This window comes from Streptomyces sp. NPDC006872, assembly GCF_040635845.1.
Lineage (GTDB): Bacteria > Actinomycetota > Actinomycetes > Streptomycetales > Streptomycetaceae > Streptomyces.
Genome location: NZ_JBEYIL010000020.1, coordinates 81,631 through 104,302 on the forward strand (window position 1 = coordinate 81,631; position 22,672 = coordinate 104,302).

General features: G+C 62.4%; 27 protein-coding genes and 2 tRNA genes. 8 read left to right on the plus strand and 21 right to left on the minus strand.

Annotated elements, in window-relative coordinates; all coding sequences use genetic code 11:
* Nucleotides 1-43: 43 nt before the first annotated feature.
* The 17 genes from ABZ725_RS41955 to ABZ725_RS42035 all read right to left on the minus strand — a co-directional run bounded on the left by ABZ725_RS41955 (nt 44) and on the right by ABZ725_RS42035 (nt 15,804).
* Nucleotides 44-2,959 (minus strand): hypothetical protein, encoded by a 2,916-nt coding sequence (locus tag ABZ725_RS41955; protein ID WP_358807619.1) that lies wholly within the window; start codon nt 2,957-2,959, stop codon nt 44-46.
* A complete protein-coding gene (locus ABZ725_RS41960) occupies nt 2,960-6,091 on the minus strand; it encodes a phage tail tape measure protein (protein WP_358807620.1) in 3,132 nt (1,043 codons plus the stop codon).
* 127 nt (nt 6,092-6,218) lie between these two features.
* Entirely contained in the window at nt 6,219-6,557 is a 339-nt protein-coding gene (locus tag ABZ725_RS41965; protein WP_358807621.1) for a hypothetical protein, read from the minus strand.
* The gene (locus ABZ725_RS41970; protein WP_358807622.1) at nt 6,554-7,018 is read right to left on the minus strand and encodes a hypothetical protein; all 465 of its coding nucleotides are present in this window, start codon (nt 7,016-7,018) and stop codon (nt 6,554-6,556) included. The genes ABZ725_RS41965 and ABZ725_RS41970 overlap by 4 nt, the downstream gene beginning before the upstream one ends.
* Nucleotides 7,019-7,077: 59 nt before the next feature.
* Nucleotides 7,078-8,046: a phage tail tube protein gene (locus ABZ725_RS41975; protein ID WP_358807623.1), complete on the minus strand. Its 969-nt coding sequence runs from the start codon at nt 8,044-8,046 to the stop codon at nt 7,078-7,080.
* Between the two features lie 163 nt (nt 8,047-8,209).
* Complete coding sequence (locus ABZ725_RS41980; protein ID WP_358807624.1) at nt 8,210-8,632, minus strand: hypothetical protein; 423 nt, start codon at nt 8,630-8,632, stop codon at nt 8,210-8,212.
* Complete coding sequence (locus tag ABZ725_RS41985) at nt 8,629-9,462, minus strand: hypothetical protein (protein WP_358807625.1); 834 nt, start codon at nt 9,460-9,462, stop codon at nt 8,629-8,631. The genes ABZ725_RS41980 and ABZ725_RS41985 overlap by 4 nt, the downstream gene beginning before the upstream one ends.
* Nucleotides 9,463-9,470: 8 nt before the next feature.
* A complete protein-coding gene (locus ABZ725_RS41990) occupies nt 9,471-9,689 on the minus strand; it encodes a hypothetical protein (protein WP_358807626.1) in 219 nt (72 codons plus the stop codon).
* Between the two features lie 67 nt (nt 9,690-9,756).
* Nucleotides 9,757-10,941 (minus strand): phage major capsid protein, encoded by a 1,185-nt coding sequence (locus ABZ725_RS41995; protein WP_358807627.1) that lies wholly within the window; start codon nt 10,939-10,941, stop codon nt 9,757-9,759.
* An 88-nt stretch (nt 10,942-11,029) separates the two neighbouring features.
* Entirely contained in the window at nt 11,030-11,713 is a 684-nt protein-coding gene (locus ABZ725_RS42000; protein ID WP_358807628.1) for an HK97 family phage prohead protease, read from the minus strand.
* Complete coding sequence (locus ABZ725_RS42005; RefSeq protein WP_358807629.1) at nt 11,682-13,031, minus strand: phage portal protein; 1,350 nt, start codon at nt 13,029-13,031, stop codon at nt 11,682-11,684. Before ABZ725_RS42005 ends, ABZ725_RS42000 begins: the two co-directional genes overlap by 32 nt.
* Nucleotides 13,028-13,216: a hypothetical protein gene (locus tag ABZ725_RS42010; protein WP_358807630.1), complete on the minus strand. Its 189-nt coding sequence runs from the start codon at nt 13,214-13,216 to the stop codon at nt 13,028-13,030. Before ABZ725_RS42010 ends, ABZ725_RS42005 begins: the two co-directional genes overlap by 4 nt.
* 7 nt (nt 13,217-13,223) lie before the next feature.
* Nucleotides 13,224-14,963: a terminase TerL endonuclease subunit gene (locus ABZ725_RS42015; RefSeq protein WP_358807631.1), complete on the minus strand. Its 1,740-nt coding sequence runs from the start codon at nt 14,961-14,963 to the stop codon at nt 13,224-13,226.
* A 62-nt stretch (nt 14,964-15,025) separates the two neighbouring features.
* On the minus strand, nt 15,026-15,331 hold the full coding sequence (locus ABZ725_RS42020) for an HNH endonuclease (RefSeq protein ID WP_358807632.1): 306 nt from the start codon (nt 15,329-15,331) through the stop codon (nt 15,026-15,028).
* Nucleotides 15,332-15,568, minus strand: coding sequence for a hypothetical protein (locus ABZ725_RS42025; protein WP_358807633.1), 237 nt, complete (start codon nt 15,566-15,568; stop codon nt 15,332-15,334).
* Between the two features lie 35 nt (nt 15,569-15,603).
* A tRNA-Glu gene (locus ABZ725_RS42030) sits at nt 15,604-15,675 on the minus strand.
* A gap of 56 nt (nt 15,676-15,731) precedes the next feature.
* Nucleotides 15,732-15,804, minus strand: a tRNA-Phe gene (locus ABZ725_RS42035).
* 49 nt (nt 15,805-15,853) lie between these two features.
* Between ABZ725_RS42035 and ABZ725_RS42040 the strand changes: the two genes are divergently transcribed.
* Nucleotides 15,854-16,180 carry a hypothetical protein gene (locus tag ABZ725_RS42040; RefSeq protein WP_358807634.1) on the plus strand — a complete coding sequence of 109 codons (327 nt, stop codon included), beginning with the start codon at nt 15,854-15,856 and terminating at the stop codon, nt 16,178-16,180.
* Nucleotides 16,181-16,326: 146 nt separating this feature from the next.
* Nucleotides 16,327-16,956 (plus strand): hypothetical protein, encoded by a 630-nt coding sequence (locus tag ABZ725_RS42045; RefSeq protein WP_358807635.1) that lies wholly within the window; start codon nt 16,327-16,329, stop codon nt 16,954-16,956.
* On the opposite strand, the gene ABZ725_RS42050 is transcribed toward ABZ725_RS42045, so the two are convergent.
* On the minus strand, nt 16,932-17,390 hold the full coding sequence (locus tag ABZ725_RS42050) for a phage terminase small subunit P27 family (protein ID WP_358807636.1): 459 nt from the start codon (nt 17,388-17,390) through the stop codon (nt 16,932-16,934). The genes ABZ725_RS42045 and ABZ725_RS42050 overlap by 25 nt on opposite strands.
* 388 nt (nt 17,391-17,778) lie before the next feature.
* Nucleotides 17,779-18,102: an HNH endonuclease signature motif containing protein gene (locus ABZ725_RS42055; protein ID WP_358807637.1), complete on the minus strand. Its 324-nt coding sequence runs from the start codon at nt 18,100-18,102 to the stop codon at nt 17,779-17,781.
* A 334-nt stretch (nt 18,103-18,436) separates the two neighbouring features.
* Between ABZ725_RS42055 and ABZ725_RS42060 the strand changes: the two genes are divergently transcribed.
* The 6 genes from ABZ725_RS42060 (at nt 18,437) to ABZ725_RS42085 (ending at nt 21,199) form a co-directional block, all read left to right on the plus strand.
* Nucleotides 18,437-18,706, plus strand: coding sequence for a hypothetical protein (locus ABZ725_RS42060; protein ID WP_358807638.1), 270 nt, complete (start codon nt 18,437-18,439; stop codon nt 18,704-18,706).
* Nucleotides 18,707-18,723: 17 nt separating this feature from the next.
* On the plus strand, nt 18,724-18,924 hold the full coding sequence (locus tag ABZ725_RS42065) for a hypothetical protein (protein WP_358807639.1): 201 nt from the start codon (nt 18,724-18,726) through the stop codon (nt 18,922-18,924).
* Between the two features lie 63 nt (nt 18,925-18,987).
* Entirely contained in the window at nt 18,988-19,482 is a 495-nt protein-coding gene (locus tag ABZ725_RS42070) for a hypothetical protein (RefSeq protein ID WP_358807640.1), read from the plus strand.
* A gap of 62 nt (nt 19,483-19,544) precedes the next feature.
* Nucleotides 19,545-20,006: a DNA cytosine methyltransferase gene (locus tag ABZ725_RS42075; RefSeq protein WP_358807641.1), complete on the plus strand. Its 462-nt coding sequence runs from the start codon at nt 19,545-19,547 to the stop codon at nt 20,004-20,006.
* 70 nt (nt 20,007-20,076) lie between these two features.
* Complete coding sequence (locus ABZ725_RS42080) at nt 20,077-20,568, plus strand: DNA (cytosine-5-)-methyltransferase (protein WP_358807642.1); 492 nt, start codon at nt 20,077-20,079, stop codon at nt 20,566-20,568.
* Nucleotides 20,543-21,199, plus strand: a complete 657-nt coding sequence (locus ABZ725_RS42085) for a hypothetical protein (RefSeq protein ID WP_358807643.1) — start codon at nt 20,543-20,545, stop codon at nt 21,197-21,199. The genes ABZ725_RS42080 and ABZ725_RS42085 overlap by 26 nt, the downstream gene beginning before the upstream one ends.
* Nucleotides 21,200-21,351: 152 nt before the next feature.
* On the opposite strand, the gene ABZ725_RS42090 is transcribed toward ABZ725_RS42085, so the two are convergent.
* Both ABZ725_RS42090 and ABZ725_RS42095 read right to left on the minus strand, forming a co-directional pair.
* Nucleotides 21,352-21,600: a hypothetical protein gene (locus tag ABZ725_RS42090; protein WP_358807644.1), complete on the minus strand. Its 249-nt coding sequence runs from the start codon at nt 21,598-21,600 to the stop codon at nt 21,352-21,354.
* Complete coding sequence (locus tag ABZ725_RS42095) at nt 21,593-22,633, minus strand: site-specific integrase (RefSeq protein WP_358807645.1); 1,041 nt, start codon at nt 22,631-22,633, stop codon at nt 21,593-21,595. Before ABZ725_RS42095 ends, ABZ725_RS42090 begins: the two co-directional genes overlap by 8 nt.
* Nucleotides 22,634-22,672 lie beyond the last annotated feature (39 nt).

The following is a 22,672-nucleotide window of genomic DNA, read 5'->3' on the forward strand; positions in this document are numbered from 1 at the left end:
ACACAAAGAAGGGGCGGCCCGAAAGCCGCCCCTTCTGCCGGACCTACCAAGCCAGAACGGCCGTATCGTCGAGGATCCCTAGCGTCTCGTCTTCCATGACCCATACGTCGGCGACCGAGGCCGGCGAGAGAGAAAGAACTGTTACCCACTCGGGAGTTACACCGTTCGCCACGGCGGATGTGCGGACGGCTTCAACGTAGAAGTCCATGGACGCGGTTGCGGCCTGCGGGGCCATGTCGGCAAGCCGAATCTTGTCCCCCACCTCGACGCCGAGAACGACCGGGAACAGGGCCGGGCAAGACGTCGCTTCGAGGGTGACTTCATCGCACCGGGTCACGGGGTTTGCGTACCGGTTGACGTACCAGTAGCTACTGTTCGTGACTTCCTGGTCAGTCGACGCGTGAAGCGTCACGCTCTTCTTCTTCCGGCCGTAGGCCGCAATGGAAGCCGTGTCGCGAATGATGCCCTCGGCACCGCCAGGGCGTGTAAACGCAACCTCGTTCACAACCCTGTCTTCGTCGACCAGGAACTCTAGGTCGGTCAGATACGGAAACCCTGAAGCTTCCCCGAGGGTGTACCGAAGGGGGCCGCTCTGTCGCCGTCGCCGGTTGTGATAGGTGAGCCGCCCGTCTCCGTCCATGAATGCGTATCCCGAAGCGTCCTCGGCCGAGGTCTGCACGACTTCGAGAGCCGTCGTTCCCTCCTCCCAATCGAAGCCGAGGATCTCCGACACCGGAGAGTCGAGAACGGTTTCCCCGGTATATCCGGCCATCTTCACTACGCGGGAAAGCCGTTCGACTTCGGTCTCACGGTAGATGCCGTAAAGCCCGTAGTCGTTGGCGCCGATGTAATAGCTCATGTCGCCCTCGGACAGGAGCGACCGCGACCAGATGGCCAGGTGGCCGTACCGGCCGTTAGCGAAGTCCTGCGCGTACGTTCCGCCGAGGTTGCCCCCGAACGTCATGAACTTCGGTTGTCGAAGTTGCGTCGCGACCGCAGGGCCGTCGAGATCTCCCGTATAGCCCTGCGCAACGTCGTTGATGGTCAACAGGCCGTTTCCGGCCTTCACGCTCAAAGTGATCACGCTCCCCTTCGAGGTGGAGAGAGTCTCGAAGGACGTGATCGAGTGGGACGTTCCCCCGGGGTTGGCCCCGTTGTTCGGGAACGCGACCGTTGCCGTGACATAGCCACTGCTGTCTAGCGACAGCTCGACCATGCGGAAGCCACCCGCGTCCGTCGCCCGGAAGAGCGAAGCCGTGTTGCCCGAGGCCGGCCGGACCGGCAGGCACCAGAAGCTGACGGCGAATTCATCCGCAAGCGTCGGGAACGCGTATGCCCCGCTGTTCGTGGCGTCGACAACCGTCCCCTTGTTGGTCGCGATGTTGGCCAGGGACCACGACGTTCCGTCGTCGTTCGGGACGACCGAAGCGGCCCCGAACGCGGCCGTAGCCGCCCCGTACTTCGAGGCCCTCAGGACGGCCGGACGGGTGTCGTCGGCAAGGTTCTGCGCCGAGCTGGCCCCGGCCCCTTCAGTGAGCGGCCAGTAGCCCCACGGGGCCGAAGACAGGATGTGTTGCCGCACCGGGCGCTGAAGCTCGGTCGTGCCCAGCACGTTGAAGCCGTCGACCGCAGAGACGGAGATCTCCGAGGTAAGGCCGTTCATCTTCACCGGCCACTTCTCGACATAGCCCGAGAAGATCGAGCCGCCGGGCGTCCAGGTGGAAGCCGCGGAACCCTCTTCGAGCTGAAGGCAGTCAACCGCGCCGGACACTCCCGAGGCGGCACCCGTGGTGCCCAGCTCGATACCGGCCAGGGTGACGCCGGAAGAGGCAGCACCACCGGCGACGCCGGTCACCGTCCAGTACACCCACTGACCCGAGACGGGCGTGATCGTGGCCGCCGAAGACGCGCTGTGGAACGTGCCGTCATCCTTGTACCAACGGATGCGCGCGGCCAGGTTGGCCGCCGTCGAGGTGGTGGCCATGCGGTAGAAGCCGGACGCCGTATAGGTCTGTCCGGCCACAACTCGGGCCAGGCCACGGGGGATTAGCCGCGTGCGGCTGAACGTGAGCGTCCCGGTCCAGTAGCCCCACTCTTGGGTTTCGACCCAACCGCACCGGACCGAAGAGTTGAAGGCCGTGACGCCGTCGCCCGCCACCGCGAAGCCGACCTGAAGGGACCCGACACCGGCCCGCGAGAAGCTCGACGTGAAGGCCTTCGTTTGGCCGGCCACATGCGAGACCTCGAAGTTCGCGGCCGTCTGAGACACGTCCCCGCCCGTGCTGGTGTCCTTCGGCATCAGGTTGGCGGTACGGACGCGCACGCGGCGTCGAGGAGTCACGTTCGGCCAGTAGGGGGCCCGCTCGAAGACTTCACCCTTCGTCCGGGCGAACGTCACCCCCGACTTCCCCTCGGGCGCACTCTCGACGTACACCCACACTTCGAGGTACACGGCCCCCGCCGGGGCCGTCGAGGTCGACGTGAAAGCGCGCTGCGAAGAGTCGACGGCCCAACGGTCCACCCCGGACACGTAACTGATCTGCGAATACGAGGAGTTGAACCACTGCCAGTCCACGCGGGCAATGACCTGCTTGCCGTTCGTGTAGCAAGTCCGGTTGAACACATAGGACTTGCCCGGAGTGATCGGCGTAGCCGGAATGGAGCCCGGAGACCAGGGGAGAGAAAGGGAAGTGAGATCGGTCGTCGAAACCGACTTGTAGCCGGTCCCGAGTAGATCCTTCCCGATTGTCTTCTTCTCGGGCGTGAACCGCCCGTCAGAGTTGTCTAGAGTGAGGTCGAGCGTTCCCGCCTCAATCCGGTCGACTTCGTACGAGCGGCCCCGCTTCACATCGAACGAGGAAACCCACGGGGTCACGTCGGACCACGCGTAAGAGGAGGAGTACGGGCCTCCATCAAAGGCCACCTCAACAGTGACCGGGGGGATAGTCTCTCCCGCCATTTAGAGGCCCGTCCTTCCGCCATTTCGCTTACCTTGACGAACGATCTCGTCTCGGATCGTCCCTGCTATCGACTTCGCTAGAGCCTTCTCGGCCGTCACGTTGCCCTGAACGGTCACGTGGACCGTGGGGGACGCCGCCGAGCTGGTGGCCGCAACAACGGCCGCTTCACGGGCTAGAGAACTGTTAGCGAGACGCCCCGTCGGTCGCGTGCCCGCGAGCGCGTTCACCGCGTCCTGAACGGCCCCCTGCTGGTCCTCGACGCCGAGGGCGAAGCCTTCACCCGTGAAAGCACCCTGGGCCCGGAAGACCCTCGAAGGGGACTTGATCCCGAGCTTCTTCTTCAGGGTCTTGACCATGGACTCGGCCATCTTTGTGATAGCCGTTGTGAGGCTCGACTGCTTCGACTGAAGGCCCTTGATGAGGCCCTCAGTTGCCGCAATGCCCGCGTCGTAATAGTTCGAGGCCGCGAACGTGCCCAGCTTGCTCGACTCGCTGCCAAGGCTGGCAAACGTCGAGTTGAGTTGGGATATCTCGCCGACTCCAGCACTCAGAAGGGCTTCGGCCATCTGGCCGCCCTCTTCGGGGCCGGCCTGCGCAATCTCGTTGATGATGCCGCGCCCGAGGCCGCGACTTGCCAATGCGGCAAGGTTCTGCCGGAAGCCGATGATGCCGGAAAGCTTGCCCCTCAGGCGGGACAGGACTGCCGAAGCCGAGTTGTCGCCGTACTCCGAAGAGTCCAGAGCCCCCATGAAAGAGCCGAAGTCCCTTGCCTTATCGGCGATAGAAACGGCAAGCTCGGACTTCGCAGTCTTGAGACCAGCAAGCTTCGCATTCGCCGAAGCGATATCGGAGGCGATAGCTTCGCGCGACTTCGCGAGACTGAGAAGCTTCGTGTTCTGCTTCGAGACGTACGCGTGAAGACTGTCTGCCTTGCCCTTCGATATATACCCGGCCTTGAAAGCCTTTGTGATGTACCCCTGAAGCTTCACGGAGGCGGCCTGAACGGACTTCGAGCCCCCGAGCATGCCCTTAACGAGACCCGCCGTCACCCACTTACCGATTTCCGCCATGACGCGGGAAGGCGAGTGAATGCCGAGAGCCTTCTTAATCGGTCCAGGAATTTTATCGATGATGGACTGCGCCGCCCCGACAACGGCCCCCAGGGAACCCTTAATGCCGTTGACGAGACCCTGAATGATGTTCTTGCCGATCGTCTTCAGGGTTTCGGGAAGGGAGGTGAAGAAGCCCTTGATCTTCCCCGGAATGGCCTTCACCGTGCTGTATAGGCTGGTCACCTTGTCCCGCACGCCAGACACGAGAGACTGGAAATGGGTGACGAAGAACTTCCGGATGCCTGCGGCACCGTTGGAAGCGGCCACCGTGAGTTGCCGAACCTTGCCGGTGAAGAACGCACGAATTCCGTTCCAGATCCCGACGAAGAAAGTTCGGATGCCCGTAAGGCCGCTCTTCCAAAGAGTCAGCAGGCGCAGGACGCCGCCTCGCAGGATACCCACGATCGAGCCGTAAATGTATACGCGGAACGCGCCGACAATGGCATTCCAGATGCCGCCGAAGACGTTCTTGATCCCCGACCACATGAGCGACCAGTTACCCGTGAACAGACCCTTGAAGATCTGGAAGACGCCCTGAATCGTCTGGAACACGCCCGAGACGAACTGAGCTATTCCGCCGAACACGTTCTTCACGGTGTCGAGAAGGAAGCCGCCGAAGATCCCCCACAGGAACTTCACGACCGTCACGAAAGCGGTAAAGATCGCCTTGACGTACGCGAAGTAAGAACCGAGGGTCGTGCCGAGCTGCACCAGGACCGGTTGCCAGGTGGCCCAAAGATCCTTGAAGAGCGGTACGAGAGTTCCGCGGAAGAAGCCAGAGAAGTCCGAGAGAAGGGGGCCGGCCATGTCGACCAGGCCTTGAATGCCCTCGCGCACGGGCGCAATGGCAGGCTCCAGCGCATTGCCGATGCCGCCGAAGATGGAAGAGAAACGATCGCTTAGTTGCTGGCCCTTCGTGATGACCGTAGCAAAGGCGTTCGTGAACCCCATTTCCATTTTCCGCTTGAAGCTCTCGACTTTCGCGGAAGCGTTGTTGTTCATGGTGTCGGCCATGTCGTTGGCCGCACCCTTGACCTTTCCGAGGGCCGCTACGGCCTTACTCGGGTCAATCTTGTTGATGGCAACGCCGAGGTCTTCACCGGCACCGCCGAAAAGGTCCGTAACGGTCGTCTGCCACTCGGCACCCTTCAGGGTTCGGAGCTTGTCAAAGACCTGGTCTAGCGCGGCCTGGCCCTCGGCCCCGCCCTTCGTGAACTTCTTAGTGAAGTCGTCGGCATCGATCCCGAGTCGTTTAAACGCCGTCGAGGTGGTTTCCGATCCGTCGACCGCCCGAAGCGTGAATTCCTTGATAGCGTCAGCGACGTTATCCGAATCGCGGGCACCGCCCTTGATTGCCTGCGTGATCATGCCTATTGCCTGCTGGCCGGACAATCCCATCTTGGCGAACTGCGGCGAATACTCGTTAATCGTGTCGAGAAGATCGTCAGCTTTATTAGCGCCGTTCTGCATGCTCTTCGTGATGACGTCGAATGCTTCGTCAGCGTTCTTCGCCAAACCATTGGTGAGCATCTGCGTAACAGCGTTCGTGATCCCGCCGACTTCGAGATCAAACGTTTCTGCCAGGGCGGCAACCTTGTTGGCGACCGGCTTGAAGTCGACCGAGTTGACAGACATGTTCAGGTCCTGAGAGACCCGCTTGACGATCTCGCCCGCCTCGGCCGTTGACTCGCCGAAGCCGCCCACGTACAGGTCACCGGCCAACTTGCCGGCCCGGCCCGCGTCTTCGCCGGAAAGCCCCATCTGGGCGGCAAGCTTGGCCCGGTTGCCTATCTCGTCGAGGCCCTTCGAGAAGCCCGCCAGGGCGGCCAGGGGGAGGGCCGCGAGAATGGCGGCCCCCATGCCCGCAAGCCCGGCCTTCAGGCCCTCGAACTTTCCCCCCATGGCTCCGACGGAGTCACCCGCATTGGCAGACGAATCCGCAAGACCATCAATGGCATCCTGCGCGGAGTCAGCGTTTCCGACAATGACAACGCGAAGCGTCCTGGAATCGCCTCCCACTTCGGTTACCCCTTGCTTGCGTTGAATTCATTCATGTACTCGCAGAAGGCCCGGTATTCGGCGGCTGTAAGCCGTCGAACTTCATCGGGCGTCATGCGGTAGAAGCGACAAAAGGCCGCACGGTCCTTCAGTCGCCGGTCTCGTCGTTTCCCTGGCCGTCCGAGGCCACCAGTTCGAGAGCGGCCACCTTGACGTTTCGCGCGTCCTGAAGAGAGAAGTCAGGCTTCTCGACTCGCTGAGTAATCCAGATAAGGGCCTTCAGGGCCTTAGTCGGAATCTGCGTCTGAAGCTCCGGCCGGCCGTCCGCGTCGAGAACCTTCTTCCCAAACTCATCGCGAACGGGCTTCGGCTGAAGAACGTCATAGAGCGGAGAACCAACAACGTCCTCAAAGTCTTCGAGGTCGCCAATCGTCAGAACGTCGGGGTCGATACGAAGGGAAACGGTCTCGGGGGTGCTGGTGCTCATTCTGGAAATGCCTCCGCCATCAAGCGATCAATGTTGTTTCGGTACTCCGCGATGAGCTGATCGCCCTTCTCGCGGATAGTGGGGTGAAGGAAGTAACCGGGGCCCCCGGACCAACCCGAGAACTGGTTTCCTCGCCATTCCTGGAAGCCGCGGGCAATGCGGCCCGCACGCGTACGCCGTACCGAACCGAACTCGGCACCGAGCGCGAACGATTTCCGCTTGCTTCCCAATCGGACCGCCGCATAGTTCTGCGTCTTGGTAGCTCGAAGGGATTGAGCGGCGGATGCCTGCTGCCGAGAAAGGCCCGAAGCCTTCTCTCTAGCCGCATCGGCCAGCTTGTCAGCGGCCTGAAAGTTGGCTTCCTTCACTTCCTGCCGCACGCCGTCAGCACCGGCACGCGCAAGAGCGCGGGTGAACTGGGATAGGCCTTCAATATTTCCGGCCAAGCCTTCAACAGCCATATCCAAATCCCCCCGCGTATAGATTCCAAATGCTAGGTTCAGGCCAAAAAAAGAAGGCCTTACGTCAGAGCCTTGTAAGTGATCGTCACCGGGGACGCCGTACCGTCGGTCAGCGCGATACCGGAAAGATCGTGAGTGAGAATCTCGACGCCGCCTGCAGTGACCGGACCTTCGTCGAACCGGGCGAAGGGCATCTGAACCTTGAACTGAGTGTTGTCCGGCCCATCCCAAAGAACGGTTATATCGGCGACAGCCCCACTCGCCACGGCCGCAGCAACGCGGTTCATCTGCGCGGTACCGCTGAACTCACCCTTGATCGACCACTCATACTTGCGAAGGTCGTTCTCTAGCGGCTCACTCTTCTTACCGCCGTTCTTGATGAAGTAGCGGTCATCCTTCAGGCCGTTCGAGGCCTTCAGCGAGAAGTCAGAGATATCGAAGGAAGAGGCGGCCACGGTCACCGTGCCGCTATTGAAGCTGAAGAGCTTCGTGTTCGCCACGAACGTCGGGGTGGCCGCCGCGTAAGCGCCGGTACTGGCACCGACGGTTTCCTTCGCGAAGTCCATCGTGAGAGACAGGGTGAGAAGCTCATCAACCGCGTTGGCGATCTCCCATTCGCGAACCTTGCCACCCTCGTACGTGAAGGGAATCAGGGCCCCGAGGTTATCGACGCGGCCAACCTGTGCCGTGAACGACTTTCCGTTCAGGTCGCCGAGGGTCGCCGTGTGCGTGGTGAACCCGCCGGAAGGGGCACCCGAGGCGACGCTGCCCATCATGTGCTTGAGCCAGAAGTCGAAGCCGCCGGAAAGAACTTCCAGCTTCACATCCCCTTCGGCCCCCTTGGGATTTACGGCGAAACGGTCCGATCGAAGGGCCCGGGAACCGGCCCGAATTGCTTCGGAATCGATCCGCTCGTACTTCCCTTCGATGCCCTCGGACTGGAAGGCGTAGAACTTCGTCGGAGCAACGGCGGTGCCGTAGGTAACCTCGTCGACAACGCCGAAATACTGGTCAAAGATCGTGGCCATTACTTAGCCGTCTCCTTCTTCGCGGGAACTTCCTGCCAACCCTGGCGAAGAAGAGCAGACGCAATCACAGCGTCGGCAACCTCGACAGGCTCACCCTGAACGGCCGTAAGGCCGAGGGCGGGAACATCAACGGCCCCTTCCGGGCCGGGAAACACAAGAGTCTTCAAAGCCTCGCCTTTACGCGGACAACGGTTTCTAGCTGGCCCTCAAATGCCTGATCGCCGGGGAAGCTCATCAGCTTCTTCGGAACGAAGTCGGTAGCAATGACCGACTGAACGCCGAGGGAGGGATTCGCCTTCATGGCGTCCTCAATCCCTGCGGACATGGTCTGAAGCTCTCGCTCGACCTCTTCCGCAGAACCGCCGCTCATCTGGCAGTTCAGAACAACGGAGACTTCGAACGTCTCTTGACGGCTCTTCAGCGTCGCCCAATCCGAATCGGACCACATGACTTCGCCGACGAACACCCAACGACGTTCGGGGTTGCGGGTCGGGAAGCCCCACGTGACCTGATAGCCGGCCAACTCGGGCCGCGCCTTGATCAGGTCCCGGATAGCCCCCTTCACCTCGAATGCGTTCGTACTCACCTCGACACCCCGAACACGTCGTTGAAGACTTCGTACCGGTACCGCTTCAAAGTCGCGTCGACCTCGGGGATGCCGGTTTCAGAACCGCCGCGACCGGGGGTCGCCAACGTGAAGTTGCCGCCCTCGGCGGCCACGAAGGACGTAGCCCGGTCGGGGATGCCGGACCGTTCCGCGGTAAGCAGGGAGCGGAGACGGATCAAGCCCGCGCGCTTCACGTCCTCGGGGGCCAGGACGAAGCCGTAAGAGAGCGTGACCGTGAACCGGTCGCCGTCAGGAAGCTCATACGGGGCACGAAGGAAACCGAGACCATCAACGGTCCAGCCGCTCACGTCCACGGGCCCGGAGGGGCCGTCAACAGCCGCGACGGCCGTCACGTCGAGGTGCCCGAGATACAGGGTGCGGGTGCCGTCCGCCTCGACCTCGACGCGCGTCACGCGCGGGGTGAAGCTCCGTCCCGTGATCCGCTCGAACTCGGCCTCAACAACGTCTCTGTAGTGGCGCACTTCGCCCGCCGGGAACCGGGCCTTATCGGCTAGGTCCATGTCCGACCCGCGCGCATCGGGGATGCTGAACAGGAAGCCGCCCACCACCTCGAAGGTGGTCTGATCGGCGGCCACATCGGGGGCCACCCAAGAGGCCGTGTAAACGCCCTGGGGGAGTGAAGGCACCGACACCGACCAGCTGTCATCCGAGCTGGTGGCGGGGCCCGTGTAAACGGTGTCGCCGGTGGCGTCCCGTACGGTCACTGACACGGCAGGGACGGCCAACACGTCTTCGTCGTCTAGGAGTGTGTGCCGCAGCGTGGCGGCCCTACCGGTCAGGAAGCGCACGGTGACCCCTAGACCGACTTCCGCGGCCTACCGGGCCCGCGCTTCTCGGGTGCGTCTACGGTGCGCGTCTCGCGCGTCTCAGCAGCGGCGCCGGCCACCAGCTCGGCCCGCGAGTCGTTCAGCAGGGACACGGCCAGGCCCTCGGGAAGCTCGACCACTTCGCCGACCGCGGGGAACGGCTGAAGGTCGAGAAGCCCCGCACCGGGGGCAGTGATTCGGACTCTCATAGCTCTCTCTGGGGAAAGGGAACGGCCCGGCCCCCGAAGGGGCCAGGCCGAGGAGAAACGTTTCTGCTTATGCGGTAACGGTGAGGGACTTCACCGACGCCAGGTCGAAGAGATCACCCGAACCGCGCCACGTGACCTTGAAGGCCACAACGTCACGGTCGTAGCCGTACTCGTCGGACCGCACGACACGCAGGTTCTTGACCTGGCGAACGAGGTACTTCGAGGGGTCGCCGTAGGTCACAACCTTCGCGCCAGCGCCGGAAGTTACGACGTTCGGGTCCGTGATGACCGCGCTGCCCAGGATCGTGTCAGGGGCCCCCGCAGTGAGGGCCGGCTGCCAAAGGTAGCGGCCGTCCGCGTCCTTGAGCTTCCGCAGGGTCAGGACCGCAGTGTCCGAGGTCATGAAGACCGCGTTCCGGCGGTACGGCTTGAGGATCGAGTGCTGAAGGTCGATCAGGTTGTCCGTGCTGATGCCCGCCATGTTGGCCGCGTTGACCGCGCCCGTAGACCGGGTGATCCAGCCGAACGGCTTGCCCGAACCGTTGCCGACCAGAAGATCGGCCATGACCTTGTCCGCGACCGCTTCGCCCGCGTCCTCGGCGAGAATGCCGAGGATGTCAAGCTGAGAGTCGTCGATGATCTCGGTCGTGGCCTCGACGATCACGCCATACTTGTAGCTACCGATGTTGGTCTTACCCCAAGCACCGTCGCTCTTCCCGTACGCCGCGTTCTCGGCCACCTGCGCAGCGGTAGGCCGCGCATTCTTGACCGGGTACTCAAGCGTCTCGCCCGAGCTGGTGGTGACCGTGCGGGCCAGGCCGAGGAACTCCGACCGGACGCGCATAGCCTCGATCACCTGGGCAACGAATGTGTTCGGGGCAGTGTTGCCCGCGTTCGCCGCGGTGCCCACGGTCGCCGTACGAATGTCGAAGTCCGCGCCCGGAAGCTCACCGCGCGCAACGGCGCGAAGCTCGGCCGCTTCGTCGCGCTCCTGGCCGCGATGCTGCGGGTTACCGGGAACGACCAGACTCCCCGCGCGGTCGGCCAGGGCGCGAACCTCGGCCTCACGCTCGCCACGCTCAACAGCGTCACGGGCCTCGACCTCGGCCGCGCGAACGTCACCGTCGATCCGCTCGACGCGCTCACGCTTCTCAGCGTCGGACAGGGTGGTGTCAGCCTCGACAGAACGAATCTCGGACACCAGGTTTGCGCGCTTCTCGAGCGCAGCAGTAGCGATAGCGGCGAAGTCCACCAGGTTCTCCAAATGCTAGGTTCAGGGCAAAAAAAGAGGGAGCGGTGAACGCCGCTCCAAATGCTAGGTTCGAGGCAAAAAAAGGGGCCTAGAGCCGCAGCGCACGAAGGGTAAGCGCGAACGCTTCGTGATCCCGGTCGTGCAGATCGAGGGAGCGGGACCGCGCCTCTACAGGCTGCGGAACCTCGACTTCGCCCCGAATGGCGGCCCGGATCGCATCCGGCGAGTCAAGCCGCCCAACAGGAATGCCGCGCTGCTCTGCGAGTAGTTCGAGCGCGCGGGACCCGACACCAGAAGTCGAGTCGTTGTAAGCCGGGTACGTGACCGGACTAACGTCGAAGAGGCCAACTCGGGTGAGAGTCCGAAGCGGGAAACCGTCGTCGTCCTCGGCCCAAGAGTCGCCATCGGCCTTCACGCGGAAGCCGAAGCTCGACTGTGTTACGTCGCCGCGTTCCATGGACACTGCCAGGTCCCGCGCATACGACGTGTCGGGCATCGGAACTTCGTAGTGAAGGCCAGTCGAATCCTCGGAAAGGAGAAGCGTTCCGCTTCGGTTCCGGCCGAGAACCATGTTCGGGTCATGGTTGTAAAGGGCCCGAATGTCGTCCTGTTCGATAGCCTCCGTGGTCGCCCCATTGGCGACGCGTTCCCGGAATCCTCCGAGATTCTGAGAACGGGCGTCCCACTTCAGCGCGTAGCCGTAGAAGGTGAACGTCCCGCCTTCGGATCGAGTCTCGAACTCAGTCGGTACCGTCCTGCGTTCCAGCGTCATCCTTGTTCCCTTGATCCGTTACGTTCGGGTCTTGTGTGTTTGGGTCCGCGTTCGGATCGGCGGGAGGAATCGGCGGAGCAACCGGCGGTTGGCCGGCCGAAGGCTTCCCTTCCTTCGCGGCCTTCTCTTCCTCGCCGACAACGCCGAGGTTGAGCGGCCGGTAGAACCGCTGCCCGAGCTTCTTCGGGAGCGGCCCGAGGTCTTCCATTGCCCGGACTTCATCCGAGTTCAGGAAGCCGTTCGTAAGGCCAAGCTGATAACTCTCGTACCGGTCCTTCGTCTTCGCCCGAAGTCGGGCGTCGACGTTGAAACGGATGTACTGAAAGCCCGGCAGCAGGAACGTCGAAACGGACTGCTCTATGCGGACGATCCAAGGCATCAGCGTTTGGTCAACGAAGAATTTGTTCTGTTCCTCAATGCCCGTGCCCCACGTCGAACTGACCGTTGAATCCACCAGATACGCGGGCACGCGGTAGAGAAGCGCAATCTCGGACTTCTGGAACCGGCGCGTTTCGAGGAACTGTGCTTGTTCCGGGCTGATCGTGATCGGCTTGAAGGAAGCCCCACCAGTCAGGACACCGACCGAATGGGAGTTCTTCACACCCGCATGCGACTTCCGGAACATGTCCCGAAGAAGCCGCGCTTCATCCGGGCGCGGCGTACCGGGATGCTCGATGACACCGGCCATCGTCGTTCCCTGCTCAAAGAACCGGGACCCGAATTCCTCGGCCGTAAGACCGAGCCCGATAGCCTCTCGCGCCATGTCGACGGGGGAAAGCCCCCGACTGCAACCCGGCATCGTGAACGCAGCGATATGAAGAACCTGGGACCGATCGAAGGTTCCCTGAACGCTGCCCTGATCGTCCGACACCTGATACTTGTTGTCGCCTAGCGGGCCCTCGACGATGCTTACGGCCTGCGGATGCAGGCAGTACAGAGCCGCGACTTCGCCCCGGTCGTTCCGCAGCGTGTAGAGGAACGCGTTCCCGTCGGTCAGAAGACTGACGACGACCCGAAACCAGAAGTCGTAAGACGTCTGGAAAGGGTTCGGCTGTCGCACCCAACGGGGCGACCGCATCGGGTCTACGCCTTCCCGTCGGCCATCCTTCAGCGTGTAGTGATCCACGGGCAGGGATGCCACGGCGTCCCCGATCAGGGACTGACAGGCGTAAACCGCGATCATCTGAAGGGAGTTGCGTCGGTTCACCTTGCGCCCCGAAGAGGTGCGCGTGGCCAGGGCTTCAACGTTGCGGTCCCAGTCGCCAACCGCGCCGCTCACGGCGGTACGCAACTCGCCGATGCGTGTAAACAGGCTCACCGCTTGCCCCCGTCCGTGGCGTGACCGATCAGCCCGAGGCCAACGGCCAACGCGAGATGCCCGAGGGGGCGCGCAACGTCATAAGCAGCAACAACGGCCATGCCGAGGCTGCCCACCTGAAAGACGTTCGGGACAAACGAATTCACGACGGAACGGAGGAGGCGGCCCACGTCGGGCCGTTCCATGAATCTCCTAATCGTCGTCTTCTTCTAGGAAGAAGTCCTTCTGTCGACTCGGCGGAGTGAGCAGACTTTCTAGTTGCTCGTCCGTGAAGTCGTCGTTGAAGTTCACGAAGGTCACGTGAACCTCTTCCTCGACCGGAATGGCCGTAAGGAAGAAGGCGTTTGCCAGAGCCGCAATGCCGTCGATCTTCTCGCCCGACTTCGCCTTACTCGGCTTCACCAAACCGTCGCCCGTAACGTCCAACTCGACGTTGTCAGCCATCCAGCGAAGAACCGGGTGACCGCCGTGGCGAAGCTCCCTGGCCGCGAGAGCGGCTTCAATCGCCTTGCTCGGGTCGTTCAGCCTGGCCGCCGATTGCGGCACCTTGACGGCCGTAAGGCCGTTCTCTTCAAGCTCGTTGACAAGCTGAGTGGCGTTCCATGGGTCATAGCCGAAGAACCGAATGCGGAAGTCCTCGGCATCCTTGGCGACGTGCCGGAAGATGGCCTTGAAGTCCGTTGTCGGACCCTCGGTCACCGTCAAGTGGCCGTCCCGTTCCCAGACTTCGAAGCTCGACTTCATCGGGCCCCGCCGGTCGATGGCCGGCCGAGGAACCCAGAAGTGCGGAACGACCGTCCAGCCGTCCGCCTCGGGATCCGTCGGCGAACCGGGGAACAGAAGAACCCACGCGTTGAAGTCGCCGGTTGCTGCCAGGTCGATACCCGCGTAACAGGGGCGGCCCTTCAGCCGGTCCCGGTCCACCTTCTGTGAACCGTTCTCGTCCCAAAGGTGCATGTCCAACCAACGGTTGGCCTGGCTAACCCACTGGTTAAGGCGGAAGACCCGGAACGCGTTCTGCGCGGTCGGCTTCTCGGCCGCCTCCATCGCTTCGGCCCGCAGGTTGTTGATGTTCAGGAAGGAACCGAGGGCAGGGTTAGCGAGATACCAACCGGTCCCCTTCGGATGCTCCGCCGAGGGCGGGGCCCCTTCGTCTTTCCAATCCCAGTCGTCCGGCACGTTCCGTGCGAACACGAATCGGGCAGGGTCGAGGTTCTGCAAGTCGCGGACGCGTAGCGAATGCTCGTGCTCTTCGAGGGCGAACGCGGCCGTGCGGTAGGCCGCGGTTGTTGCCGCAATCATGATCGGCTGACGCCGCGTACCGAATCCCTGCCGCATCGCGTCCCACAGGTGCCGGTCCCGCTGCGTAAGAACCTCGTCGAAGAGAACCATCGAAGGGTTCGTTCCGAGGGCACCCGCAGCGTCACCGGGCAACACCTGATAGAAGCTGTTGGTTTTCCGGTCGATGATGCGCTTCTTAGAGTCGATGATCTCAAGCCGATTCGAGAGAATCGGATTCAGCTCGACCATGCGCTTCGCCGTGCTGTACACCAGGCCGGCCTGATCGCGGTCCGCCGCGACCGAATAAACCTCGGCACTCTCTTCGCCGTCGCCCACCAGGCCGAGAAGCGCGAACGCGCTAAGAAGTTCCGACTTCCCGTTCTTGCGGGCCATCTCCAGCCACGCAATGCGGTACTGCCGAACGTATTCCTCGTACTGGTCATCCCACATAACCGTTCCGAAGAGCGGCTGAATGATCTCGGCCTTCTGCCAGGGATCGAGGATGAACGGGTCCCCCGCATGGCGGCCCTTCGTATGGACAATCAGCTTCTCAATGAAGTTGATTGCGTGCGTGGCCTTCTTCTCGTCGTAATGGAAGAAGCCCTCACGCGGATCGATTGGGCCGAAGGGGGAGCGGATAATGTCGCTCACGCTGCCCCCTCCGCCGTATCGTTCTCTTCACGTGGAATAGAACGGTTACGGAGCCCAATCACTCACACGCGATTCCCCTTCGACGAATTGCAGCCGAGGTGTGCTAGCTGACAATTCGCGGCCACGTGCCCCGGTGTGCCAGGGCCGTGCGACAGGGGAACGATGTGATCGAGGGAAGCCGAAAGAGGCTTCGGGAATCGGATAGCCCGGTCGACAGGGTTCCCGCAGAGCTGGCATATCCAGCCGTTCCGCCGGAACACAGCCGCGCGAGAAACCTTCTCGTACGGAACGCCCCACTCTTCGCAACGTCGCTTCAGCGCGTACTCACGGCGAGACAGCCAACCCTTACCGCGTCTCCGCCGCGCCACCTAGTTGCGCTCCAGCACAAGAGTGCTTTCCTGCGTCGAGCTGAACTCTCCGTACCAAAGCTGAGACATGACCTCTCGGCCGGCCGCCGCCGCGAACACGCGGTAAGCGTCGATCACGGCTGTCGCCTTCTCGTCGAGACTGGTCGACCGCTCGACACCCGCCGGAAGCTGAAACTGAATCTCGAACGTCTCGTCAAGAGCCATCCGGTAGCTACGTGTGGTCTGCGTGTAAGGCATGAGATCCCCCGCTGTTTAAACGACGTGCCCGATAGGGCGCACTGCGGGATTCGAACCCGCGTTACCGCCCGGAAGGGGCGGAGTCCTAGCCGCTAGACGAAGTGCGCATTCCATCCGTCCCCTGATCAGGGGGAGTTTCAGGAAGAGGGGAGCTACCCCACTGTGGGAGCCGATGGATTCGAACCATCAACCTTCGGCATTTCACGCCGACGCTCTACCGATTGAGCTAGGAACCCTTGTTGCATTTACCCATTCGGGCTACTTTCGGTTGCGCACTCTGTTGGCATGACGGAACATGCCAACATGACGCAGAAAGTATTTCTATACACAACCGATGCGGTGGCAGGTATGCAGATTTCCACCACGTGGGGGCTTCACTTCCTGGAATCTTTCGCAGACAGGGCGGCTGACGTGATTGAGGAGTTCAAGGAATACGTTGGACAGAGCACCGAAGCCAACGCTGTCCTCGGGGTGCGGATTGAACCCATCGCCACAGTACGAAATGAACACATCCGCGGAATGTCGCGCCACGGCGCTAATGCGCCCGCCCATGATATTGTGGGTAGCTCTGTGGGCTATCTCATTTACGGCAACCCGGTCCTTCTTGTATAGGAACCTTCAGGGGAGTACCGGGGGAGCCTCGGCTGCCCTTCGAGCCTCAACCCCAGTACTCACCCCATGGGCCCCGTAAGGGGCCAGATTGCCCCTTACGGGCTAACCAGAAAGCGGATGCAGCATCCTGCGTCTATGGTGCTTCCATGGAAATTTCATACGCGATAGCGAGCGGATTGTTCGACGAGTGGGACTTGGGAACCGTCCCGGCATGGGTCGGCAGTATCCTGACCGGCGGATCGTTGCTTTTCGCAGCTATCACGTTCTCGCGCAGCAGGGGAGATGAGAAGCGCGCACAGGCAAGCAAGGTGGGTGCGTGGGTCAGCCAGGAGGACGACGACGAACCCGCATCATTCAAGTACATCTTGAACGTGTCTAATACGAGTGACGTTGGCGCTTACGAGATCGTGGTCACAGACCCGGAATCGGGCGAATTGCTTGCCGTCATTGAAAAATTGGAACCGAAGAAGGCGGAGCGGATTGAGATGGTCCGCGATAAGAATAGCTGGAAGAAAAGAACGACCGGAATGCATCTCATTCGCTCGTCAGCCGGGAAGGTGGACAGAGTCAAGCTCCGGATGCGCGACACGCCCGTTGTGCTTGAGCTACGGGACGCGCTAGGGCGGCGATGGAGAATCGACCCCAACCGGAAGATCACGAAGGTCAGGCACGGCATGGCTTTCAAGAAGGTCCATCCCTTTATCGACCATCACATCCCAGTCCGCGGGGAGAAGCGCAGTCCTTCAGCGGCTCAAGAGAGCAACGACAACACCTGAGCATCGGGGCCATCCTCAGACTTAGGGGCCACAGAGAGCCGCGTTCGGTCCGAAGGAGACAAGCCGAAGCGGCTACCGAACTTCAGCATGAGATCAGCCGCGTCACGCATGATCTGAGACGCGGGATTCTTGACTAGGCCGCCGTCGCGGCCGGCCACAAGAGGGCCGTACTCGGCCAGGGCTTCCCTGGCCGCATTGAAGGACGCCCAGGATTCGCAGTAGGCCACCAGATAAGCCCGATCGACCTTCGTCAGAAGGCCTAGGCTGTCCAACTCGGGGACGATCCGGCCCCACTCGGCGAGAGCCTCGCCCTTCAGATCGGCAGGGGGCCGAGGGGCTCCCCTGGTGGGTTCAGGCTCCGTCGTGAGCGTCTTCTTCGAGGGGTTGCCGCGAAGCTCTGTCAGCTTCGAGGGCTTCGGGGGCGGTCCGGGCACGGTGCAACCTCTCTAAAGTCGGAATTCCCCTTTCTGGGAAATAGCTTGTGCATCCAACGCGGAGGGATCCGCGCTGGTCAGATGCCTTGGCAGGTGTTCGCTCCGCCATCCGGAGGGATCCGCGGATTCCCACCAGTTCGGGCCAACCCCCGCACGCTCACGCCGAGGGAAAGACGCGGGTGCGGAAAGGGATGGCTCCAGAGTTTCAGATCCCCCCTCTCGTCAGATCAGCCGAGATTCTGAGCCAGGAAGCTTGAAAGTTCTTCGTCTGGTGTGTTCTCGGCCCTCTTCGGGGCCGCGTGCAGTCCCTACCGGTTTCGGCACCAGGACGTCACGCAAGTCTGGGGGAGTGGTCGAGCCGTGAAGGCTCGAAGCATGGTGGGGGTGGCTAGTACCGCAAGCCTCTTCGGTAGTCGTTCTCTCGTCTCGTGTTGCACGAGCGGCATAGGACACGCACGTTGTCGAGCGTGTTCATGCCTCCCTCTTTGAGGGGAACGATGTGGTCACCGGTTAGGTCTTCAGCGGTACCGCAGAACGAACAGTAAGGCTGAAGCCTTATGGCTTCTGCTCTTACCTTCTGCCACTGATAGTCATAGGCACCCGCACGGCGGGTGTTCTTACTCTTGTGCTTACGGGGTGGAGTAGTGCAGTGCGGGCACTGCGTGCCCAGCGGATAGAGCTTCTTATGTCGTGAGCACATTGAGTACGGCATAGCGGGGAACCCCTCTTTCCGGGGTTTCCCCGTCTAGCTTTCATGAGTAGTAGAACTGTTAAAGCCAGGGCTTCTAATGCCCTGGCTCTAGATGAGTCCTTATATAGAGCACCCTTCAGGGTGCTCGTGCTAGGTAGCTCTCTAGCGTTCGCTACCTAGCTATCTCTCTAGCTAGATCCCCCGATCCCCCCGGCTTCCGTTCGCTCCGCTCTCTACAGCCGACCCCCTTACCCCCTGACTGTCGCCAGGGAGAGAAGTGTTAGCGGGCCCGAGGCCCCACATGTGGCCCCCGACCTGGCCACCTTTGATTCCGCCAGGGGAGCGAACCTAGTATTTGGAACGTAGTCAGGGCGACGCCGAGGGGGCGTCGACCAGCAAGAGAGAGAAGGCCCCGGTGTTCCTTTCCGCCCAGGATGTTGCCGCTTCTAACCGCTACGTCGAGAACGGTCCCGAGGACCGTGACCCGGTCTTCAAGCACGGATTCGCCGCGCGGCTCGATGTGGCCGGGGGGATCCTCCGCTACTCCACCACCAGCAACCCGCCGGCCGAGAGTCGGAGGCGGGCCGCTCGTGCCATGGCGCGTATCGCCGTGTCCGGTAACTAGCATTTGGAGAGCCTCGAATGAACCTTCAGAAGGCCCTCGAAATGATCGCCCCCTTCTCGGGGCTCCCTCACTACGACGTAGCCGTTGCCGAGCTTTACGTAGCCGACGGGCGCGGAAAGAAGCCGCTCCGCGAAGCCGCCTACCGGATCCGGGACGCGTTCGTTGCCTACGAATACGCCGTGAACTACGGCAAGCCCGATGAGGAGGTCTACGCCTGATGGGCCTCTTCTTTCTCGGCCTCTTCATCGGTTGGATTCTCTTTTCCTGAAAGGTAAGCACAAGTGAGCAACGACGACATCCTTGCGGTGAACATCCCGATCGATCTCTCGAAGCTTCCGGCCGAGGAACGCCAGAAGGTCTATGCCGACCTCTTCCACACGACGACGGAAGAGCGGATGCAGCCGGTAGCGGTACCGAAGCCGGTAACCGATGCAGACCTGAAGATCGCTCTCCGCACGGTCGCCGTAGACAGTCCCGGCTACGTCTACGAATCGCCGGAATGGATGGAGCCCGGAACGAACCGGTGCTACTACGTACACCGCGCCAGGGAGAATGAAGACCTTCTCGCCCCCGGCTGCATGGTCGCCTACGCCCTGAACGCCCTCGGCGTGCCGCTGGCCGCCCTGAAGGAATGGGAATCCTGCCCCGCCTCGGATGTGGTGGCGCACTTCTTCCCGCAGGCCACCGAAGAGACTCTGTACGCCTACAACCGGGCGCAGAGCCGTCAAGACATCGGCAAGCCGTGGGGCACCGCCATTCGGGGGCTTGGCCTTTGAGCAACGGGCCCTTTGCGGCCCCTCGAATCCTCGAACTGTGCGCCGGATATGGCGGGTTGGGGATGGCCGTAGCGGCCCTAACGGGGGGTGTCGTCACGTGGGTTGCTGACAACGACCCCCACAAGTCCCTGATTCTCGAACGGCGGTTCCCTGGGGTGCCCAACCTCGGGGACATCACCCTTATCGACTGGCTAGAGCTTGAGAGCCAGGGAGTAGACATCATCACGGCCGGTTTCCCGTGCCAAGACATTTCGAATGCGGGGAAGCGGGTTGGTATCGAAGGTGCGCGGTCGGGAATCTGGGCGAACGTTGCTGAAGCCGTTCGCGTACTTCGCCCGAGACTCGTCTTCCTGGAAAACGTCTCCGCTATCCGAAGTCGAGGAATCGACCGCGTACTCGGGGATCTGGCCGCGTGCGGGTATGACGCGGTCTGGACGTGCTATCGAGCGTCCGCCGCTGGTGCCCCCCACCACCGTGATCGGTGGTTTCTCGTTGCCGCTCCTGCCGACCCCGACGGCCGCTGACGGACGCAGAGGGCCCGACTTCGCGAAAGCCGACCGGCCCGGAGCCGGTGGCGATGATCTGGTCACGGCCATGGCTCGACTCTGGCCCCGAGACCGGACCGAGAAGCTCTTCAAGACGCCCACGGCGAATCTCGGCAAGAACGGTGCCCCCCAGCATCCCCAGAAGCGGAAGCAGGGCGGCCACGGGCCGACCCTCGAAGACGAGACGTGCTTCCTGTTGAACGTCGAGCCGGGCTCCGACTACGGGGGTGACTTCTCGCCCTCGGAATGGTGGGGCGACTTCGCGCCCGCCGTGCGCCGTTGGGAAGTCCTCACGGCCCAACCGGCCCCCGTACCGATCGAGTACGGCCCGCGCGGCGGCGTCCGCCTGGCTCCGCGCTTCGCCGAGTGGCTCATGGGCGTCACGTGCGGATGGATCACGAAGGTTCCGGGCCTGGACCGAGGCCACCAGCTCAAGGCCATCGGGGACGGCGTAGTGCCGCAACAGGCCTTCACGGCCTTTGCCCACCTACTCGGCGAGTTGGAACGGAGGGAAGTTGGAAGCGTCCGCGACGCTGCCTAGCGAGGAAATGGCCAGGGCCGCATACAACGCCCTGGCGTTCCTCCCGGCCCGCAGCATGGTCAAGACGGCCCGCGTAGAGGTGAGTTCGGCCGGCCTGCGGTTCACGGGAACGAACGGGTACGCCATCGGCCAGGACGTGTGTCCCGTCGAGGACTACATCGGCCCCGAGGGGGGCCTGACGGTGCACGTTGACCGGTCGGTTCTCGCCGACCTCGACAGCGCGGGCAGGAAGGACAAGAAGGGCTTCGGCCGCTTCGAGCTGAAGCCCCATGACGGCCTGATCTTCCGCCCTGGCAACAACGACGTACCCGCGACCGGACAGGACGTGTCGGCCCAAGCAGACGACCGGCTATGGGAGATGCTCGACAGCCTGTTTACACGCCTCGAACGGAAGACGCCCGCGCTCCCCGAGCTGGTGGCGTTCGACGCGGCCCTTCTGGCCATGTTCTCGAAGGTCAAGGCCCCGAAGGTCAAGACGGGCGACGCGAACCTAGACCGGTGCCTAGACATGTACGTCTACAACTCGAAGGAACCGATCCTGGTCAAGATCGGCCCGAGCTTCCGGGGCGTGATCATGCCGATAGACCGGGACGTACACGAAGAGAACGTTGGACCCGATGGCCTTTGGTAGATGCCCTACGTGCGGGCCCGCCGGCCTCGAACGGCACCCGCGGATTCCTGGCGTGTGGCGTTGCGACAACTGCAAGGAGCACCTGTTGCGCGAGATCGAGAGATGACGAAACCCCCGGCCCTGTTGGGTCGGGGGTTTCTATGCGTTGGGCCCTACTGGTCTTCGGGCTTCCAATCCTCGATCGCCACAACCGCGTGAGAGCCTCGACGGGGCTTCTTCGGCGTGGGCGGAGCCTCATCACTGCCGACTTCGTACGCCTCGACAACGGGGCCCTTGTGCACGCGGCAGAGCGCAACCGTCTTCGGCTTGCCGTCGCGCAGGATGACGAACTCTTCCGTCTCGTCCTTGCTCCCGCACGCCTTCGTGTCGCACCTGATCGTGATGACGACTTCCCTAGCCACCGCTTGCCCTTCGTTCGTCGAGAGTGACGATCTTACTCGGATCCACATCCGCGGTGAGGAACGGTTGGCCCTTCATGATGCTGTGGAATTGTTGCCGTTCGAGGTTCAATCCTAGATAGTGCTCGGTCGTCTTCACGCTTGCATGATTCAAGGCCGCTTGCACGATCCGAAGGGCCGCATCGTGGCCGCTGCTCACGCAGTCGTCGTAGAGGATGCGGGCGAAGGATCGGCGGATGGTGTGCCACCCGTCGCCCTCTTGAAGGTCGATCTCGGCCCCCTCGGCGATCGGGGCCAGGAGGCGGTTCGGGCCGGTGATCCGACTCTCAGGGTTGTACTGCCCTGCGGGCATCCTTCCGCCACCCGTCACCCATCTGCGGCCATGGAACGCAGGGAACAGGTAGAAGGACGCTTTGAGCTTCCCGACCTGGCCCGTGTAGGCGGTAAGCCAGTCCCGAAGGGCCGCTTCGAGGTCCGAGGCGAGTGGGTAGGTCACCTCTTGCTTCGTCTTCGGCAGGTACACGTACAGCTCGGACTTGCTGAAGCTCACGTCTCGAATGCGCATGTACAGGGCTTCCGAGATGCGCACCCCGGTACAGGCGACGAAGCAGATGAGGGCGACGTCCCGGGGGTCACTGGCCGTCGCGATCAGTTGCCGAAGCTCCGCCCGAGTCATGCGGTAGCGGTTGCGGTTCACCCTTGTCGACTTCTCGCGGATGCCGTCGAGAAGGAAGTCAGGGGTGTACTTCGTCCATTCGCGTCGGTGCATGAAGGACAAGAATTGCTTCATGTCGTTGCGGTACTTGCCGAGCGTCTGGGGTTTGCAGGTGTCCGACAGACCACCCGGGCCGTACCAGAAGTCTTCGATGTGATGGGCCCGGATGGTGCCCGTGTGGCAGTCGTTCACGCTCCGCTCGAAGCGGCGCAGGAGGCTCGCGTAGGCGTAGGCCACATCCCTGGAGCCGGAGGCAGCGGCACGCTGACGTATGAAGGTTTCCCTGGCGAAGCTAAGTTTTGGCGTAACAGTACGTGGCATGCCGACTCTCCGGTTCCAAGGCTGACTCGCCGCCATCAG

Coding starts and splice junctions, on each gene's coding strand:
- ABZ725_RS42080 (WP_358807642.1), top strand. CDS start 20,077: ATGGCTCGACTCTGGCCCCGAGACCGGACCGAGAAGCTCTTCAAGACG.
- ABZ725_RS42095 (WP_358807645.1), bottom strand. CDS start 22,633: ATGCCACGTACTGTTACGCCAAAACTTAGCTTCGCCAGGGAAACCTTC.
- ABZ725_RS42025 (WP_358807633.1), bottom strand. CDS start 15,568: ATGCCTTACACGCAGACCACACGTAGCTACCGGATGGCTCTTGACGAG.
- ABZ725_RS41955 (WP_358807619.1), bottom strand. CDS start 2,959: ATGGCGGGAGAGACTATCCCCCCGGTCACTGTTGAGGTGGCCTTTGAT.
- ABZ725_RS41970 (WP_358807622.1), bottom strand. CDS start 7,018: ATGGCTGTTGAAGGCTTGGCCGGAAATATTGAAGGCCTATCCCAGTTC.
- ABZ725_RS42040 (WP_358807634.1), top strand. CDS start 15,854: ATGACGGAACATGCCAACATGACGCAGAAAGTATTTCTATACACAACC.
- ABZ725_RS42000 (WP_358807628.1), bottom strand. CDS start 11,713: ATGACGCTGGAACGCAGGACGGTACCGACTGAGTTCGAGACTCGATCC.
- ABZ725_RS41990 (WP_358807626.1), bottom strand. CDS start 9,689: ATGAGAGTCCGAATCACTGCCCCCGGTGCGGGGCTTCTCGACCTTCAG.
- ABZ725_RS42045 (WP_358807635.1), top strand. CDS start 16,327: ATGGAAATTTCATACGCGATAGCGAGCGGATTGTTCGACGAGTGGGAC.
- ABZ725_RS42010 (WP_358807630.1), bottom strand. CDS start 13,216: ATGGAACGGCCCGACGTGGGCCGCCTCCTCCGTTCCGTCGTGAATTCG.
- ABZ725_RS42055 (WP_358807637.1), bottom strand. CDS start 18,102: ATGCCGTACTCAATGTGCTCACGACATAAGAAGCTCTATCCGCTGGGC.
- ABZ725_RS42075 (WP_358807641.1), top strand. CDS start 19,545: ATGGCCGTAGCGGCCCTAACGGGGGGTGTCGTCACGTGGGTTGCTGAC.
- ABZ725_RS42065 (WP_358807639.1), top strand. CDS start 18,724: ATGAACCTTCAGAAGGCCCTCGAAATGATCGCCCCCTTCTCGGGGCTC.
- ABZ725_RS41965 (WP_358807621.1), bottom strand. CDS start 6,557: ATGAGCACCAGCACCCCCGAGACCGTTTCCCTTCGTATCGACCCCGAC.
- ABZ725_RS41975 (WP_358807623.1), bottom strand. CDS start 8,046: ATGGCCACGATCTTTGACCAGTATTTCGGCGTTGTCGACGAGGTTACC.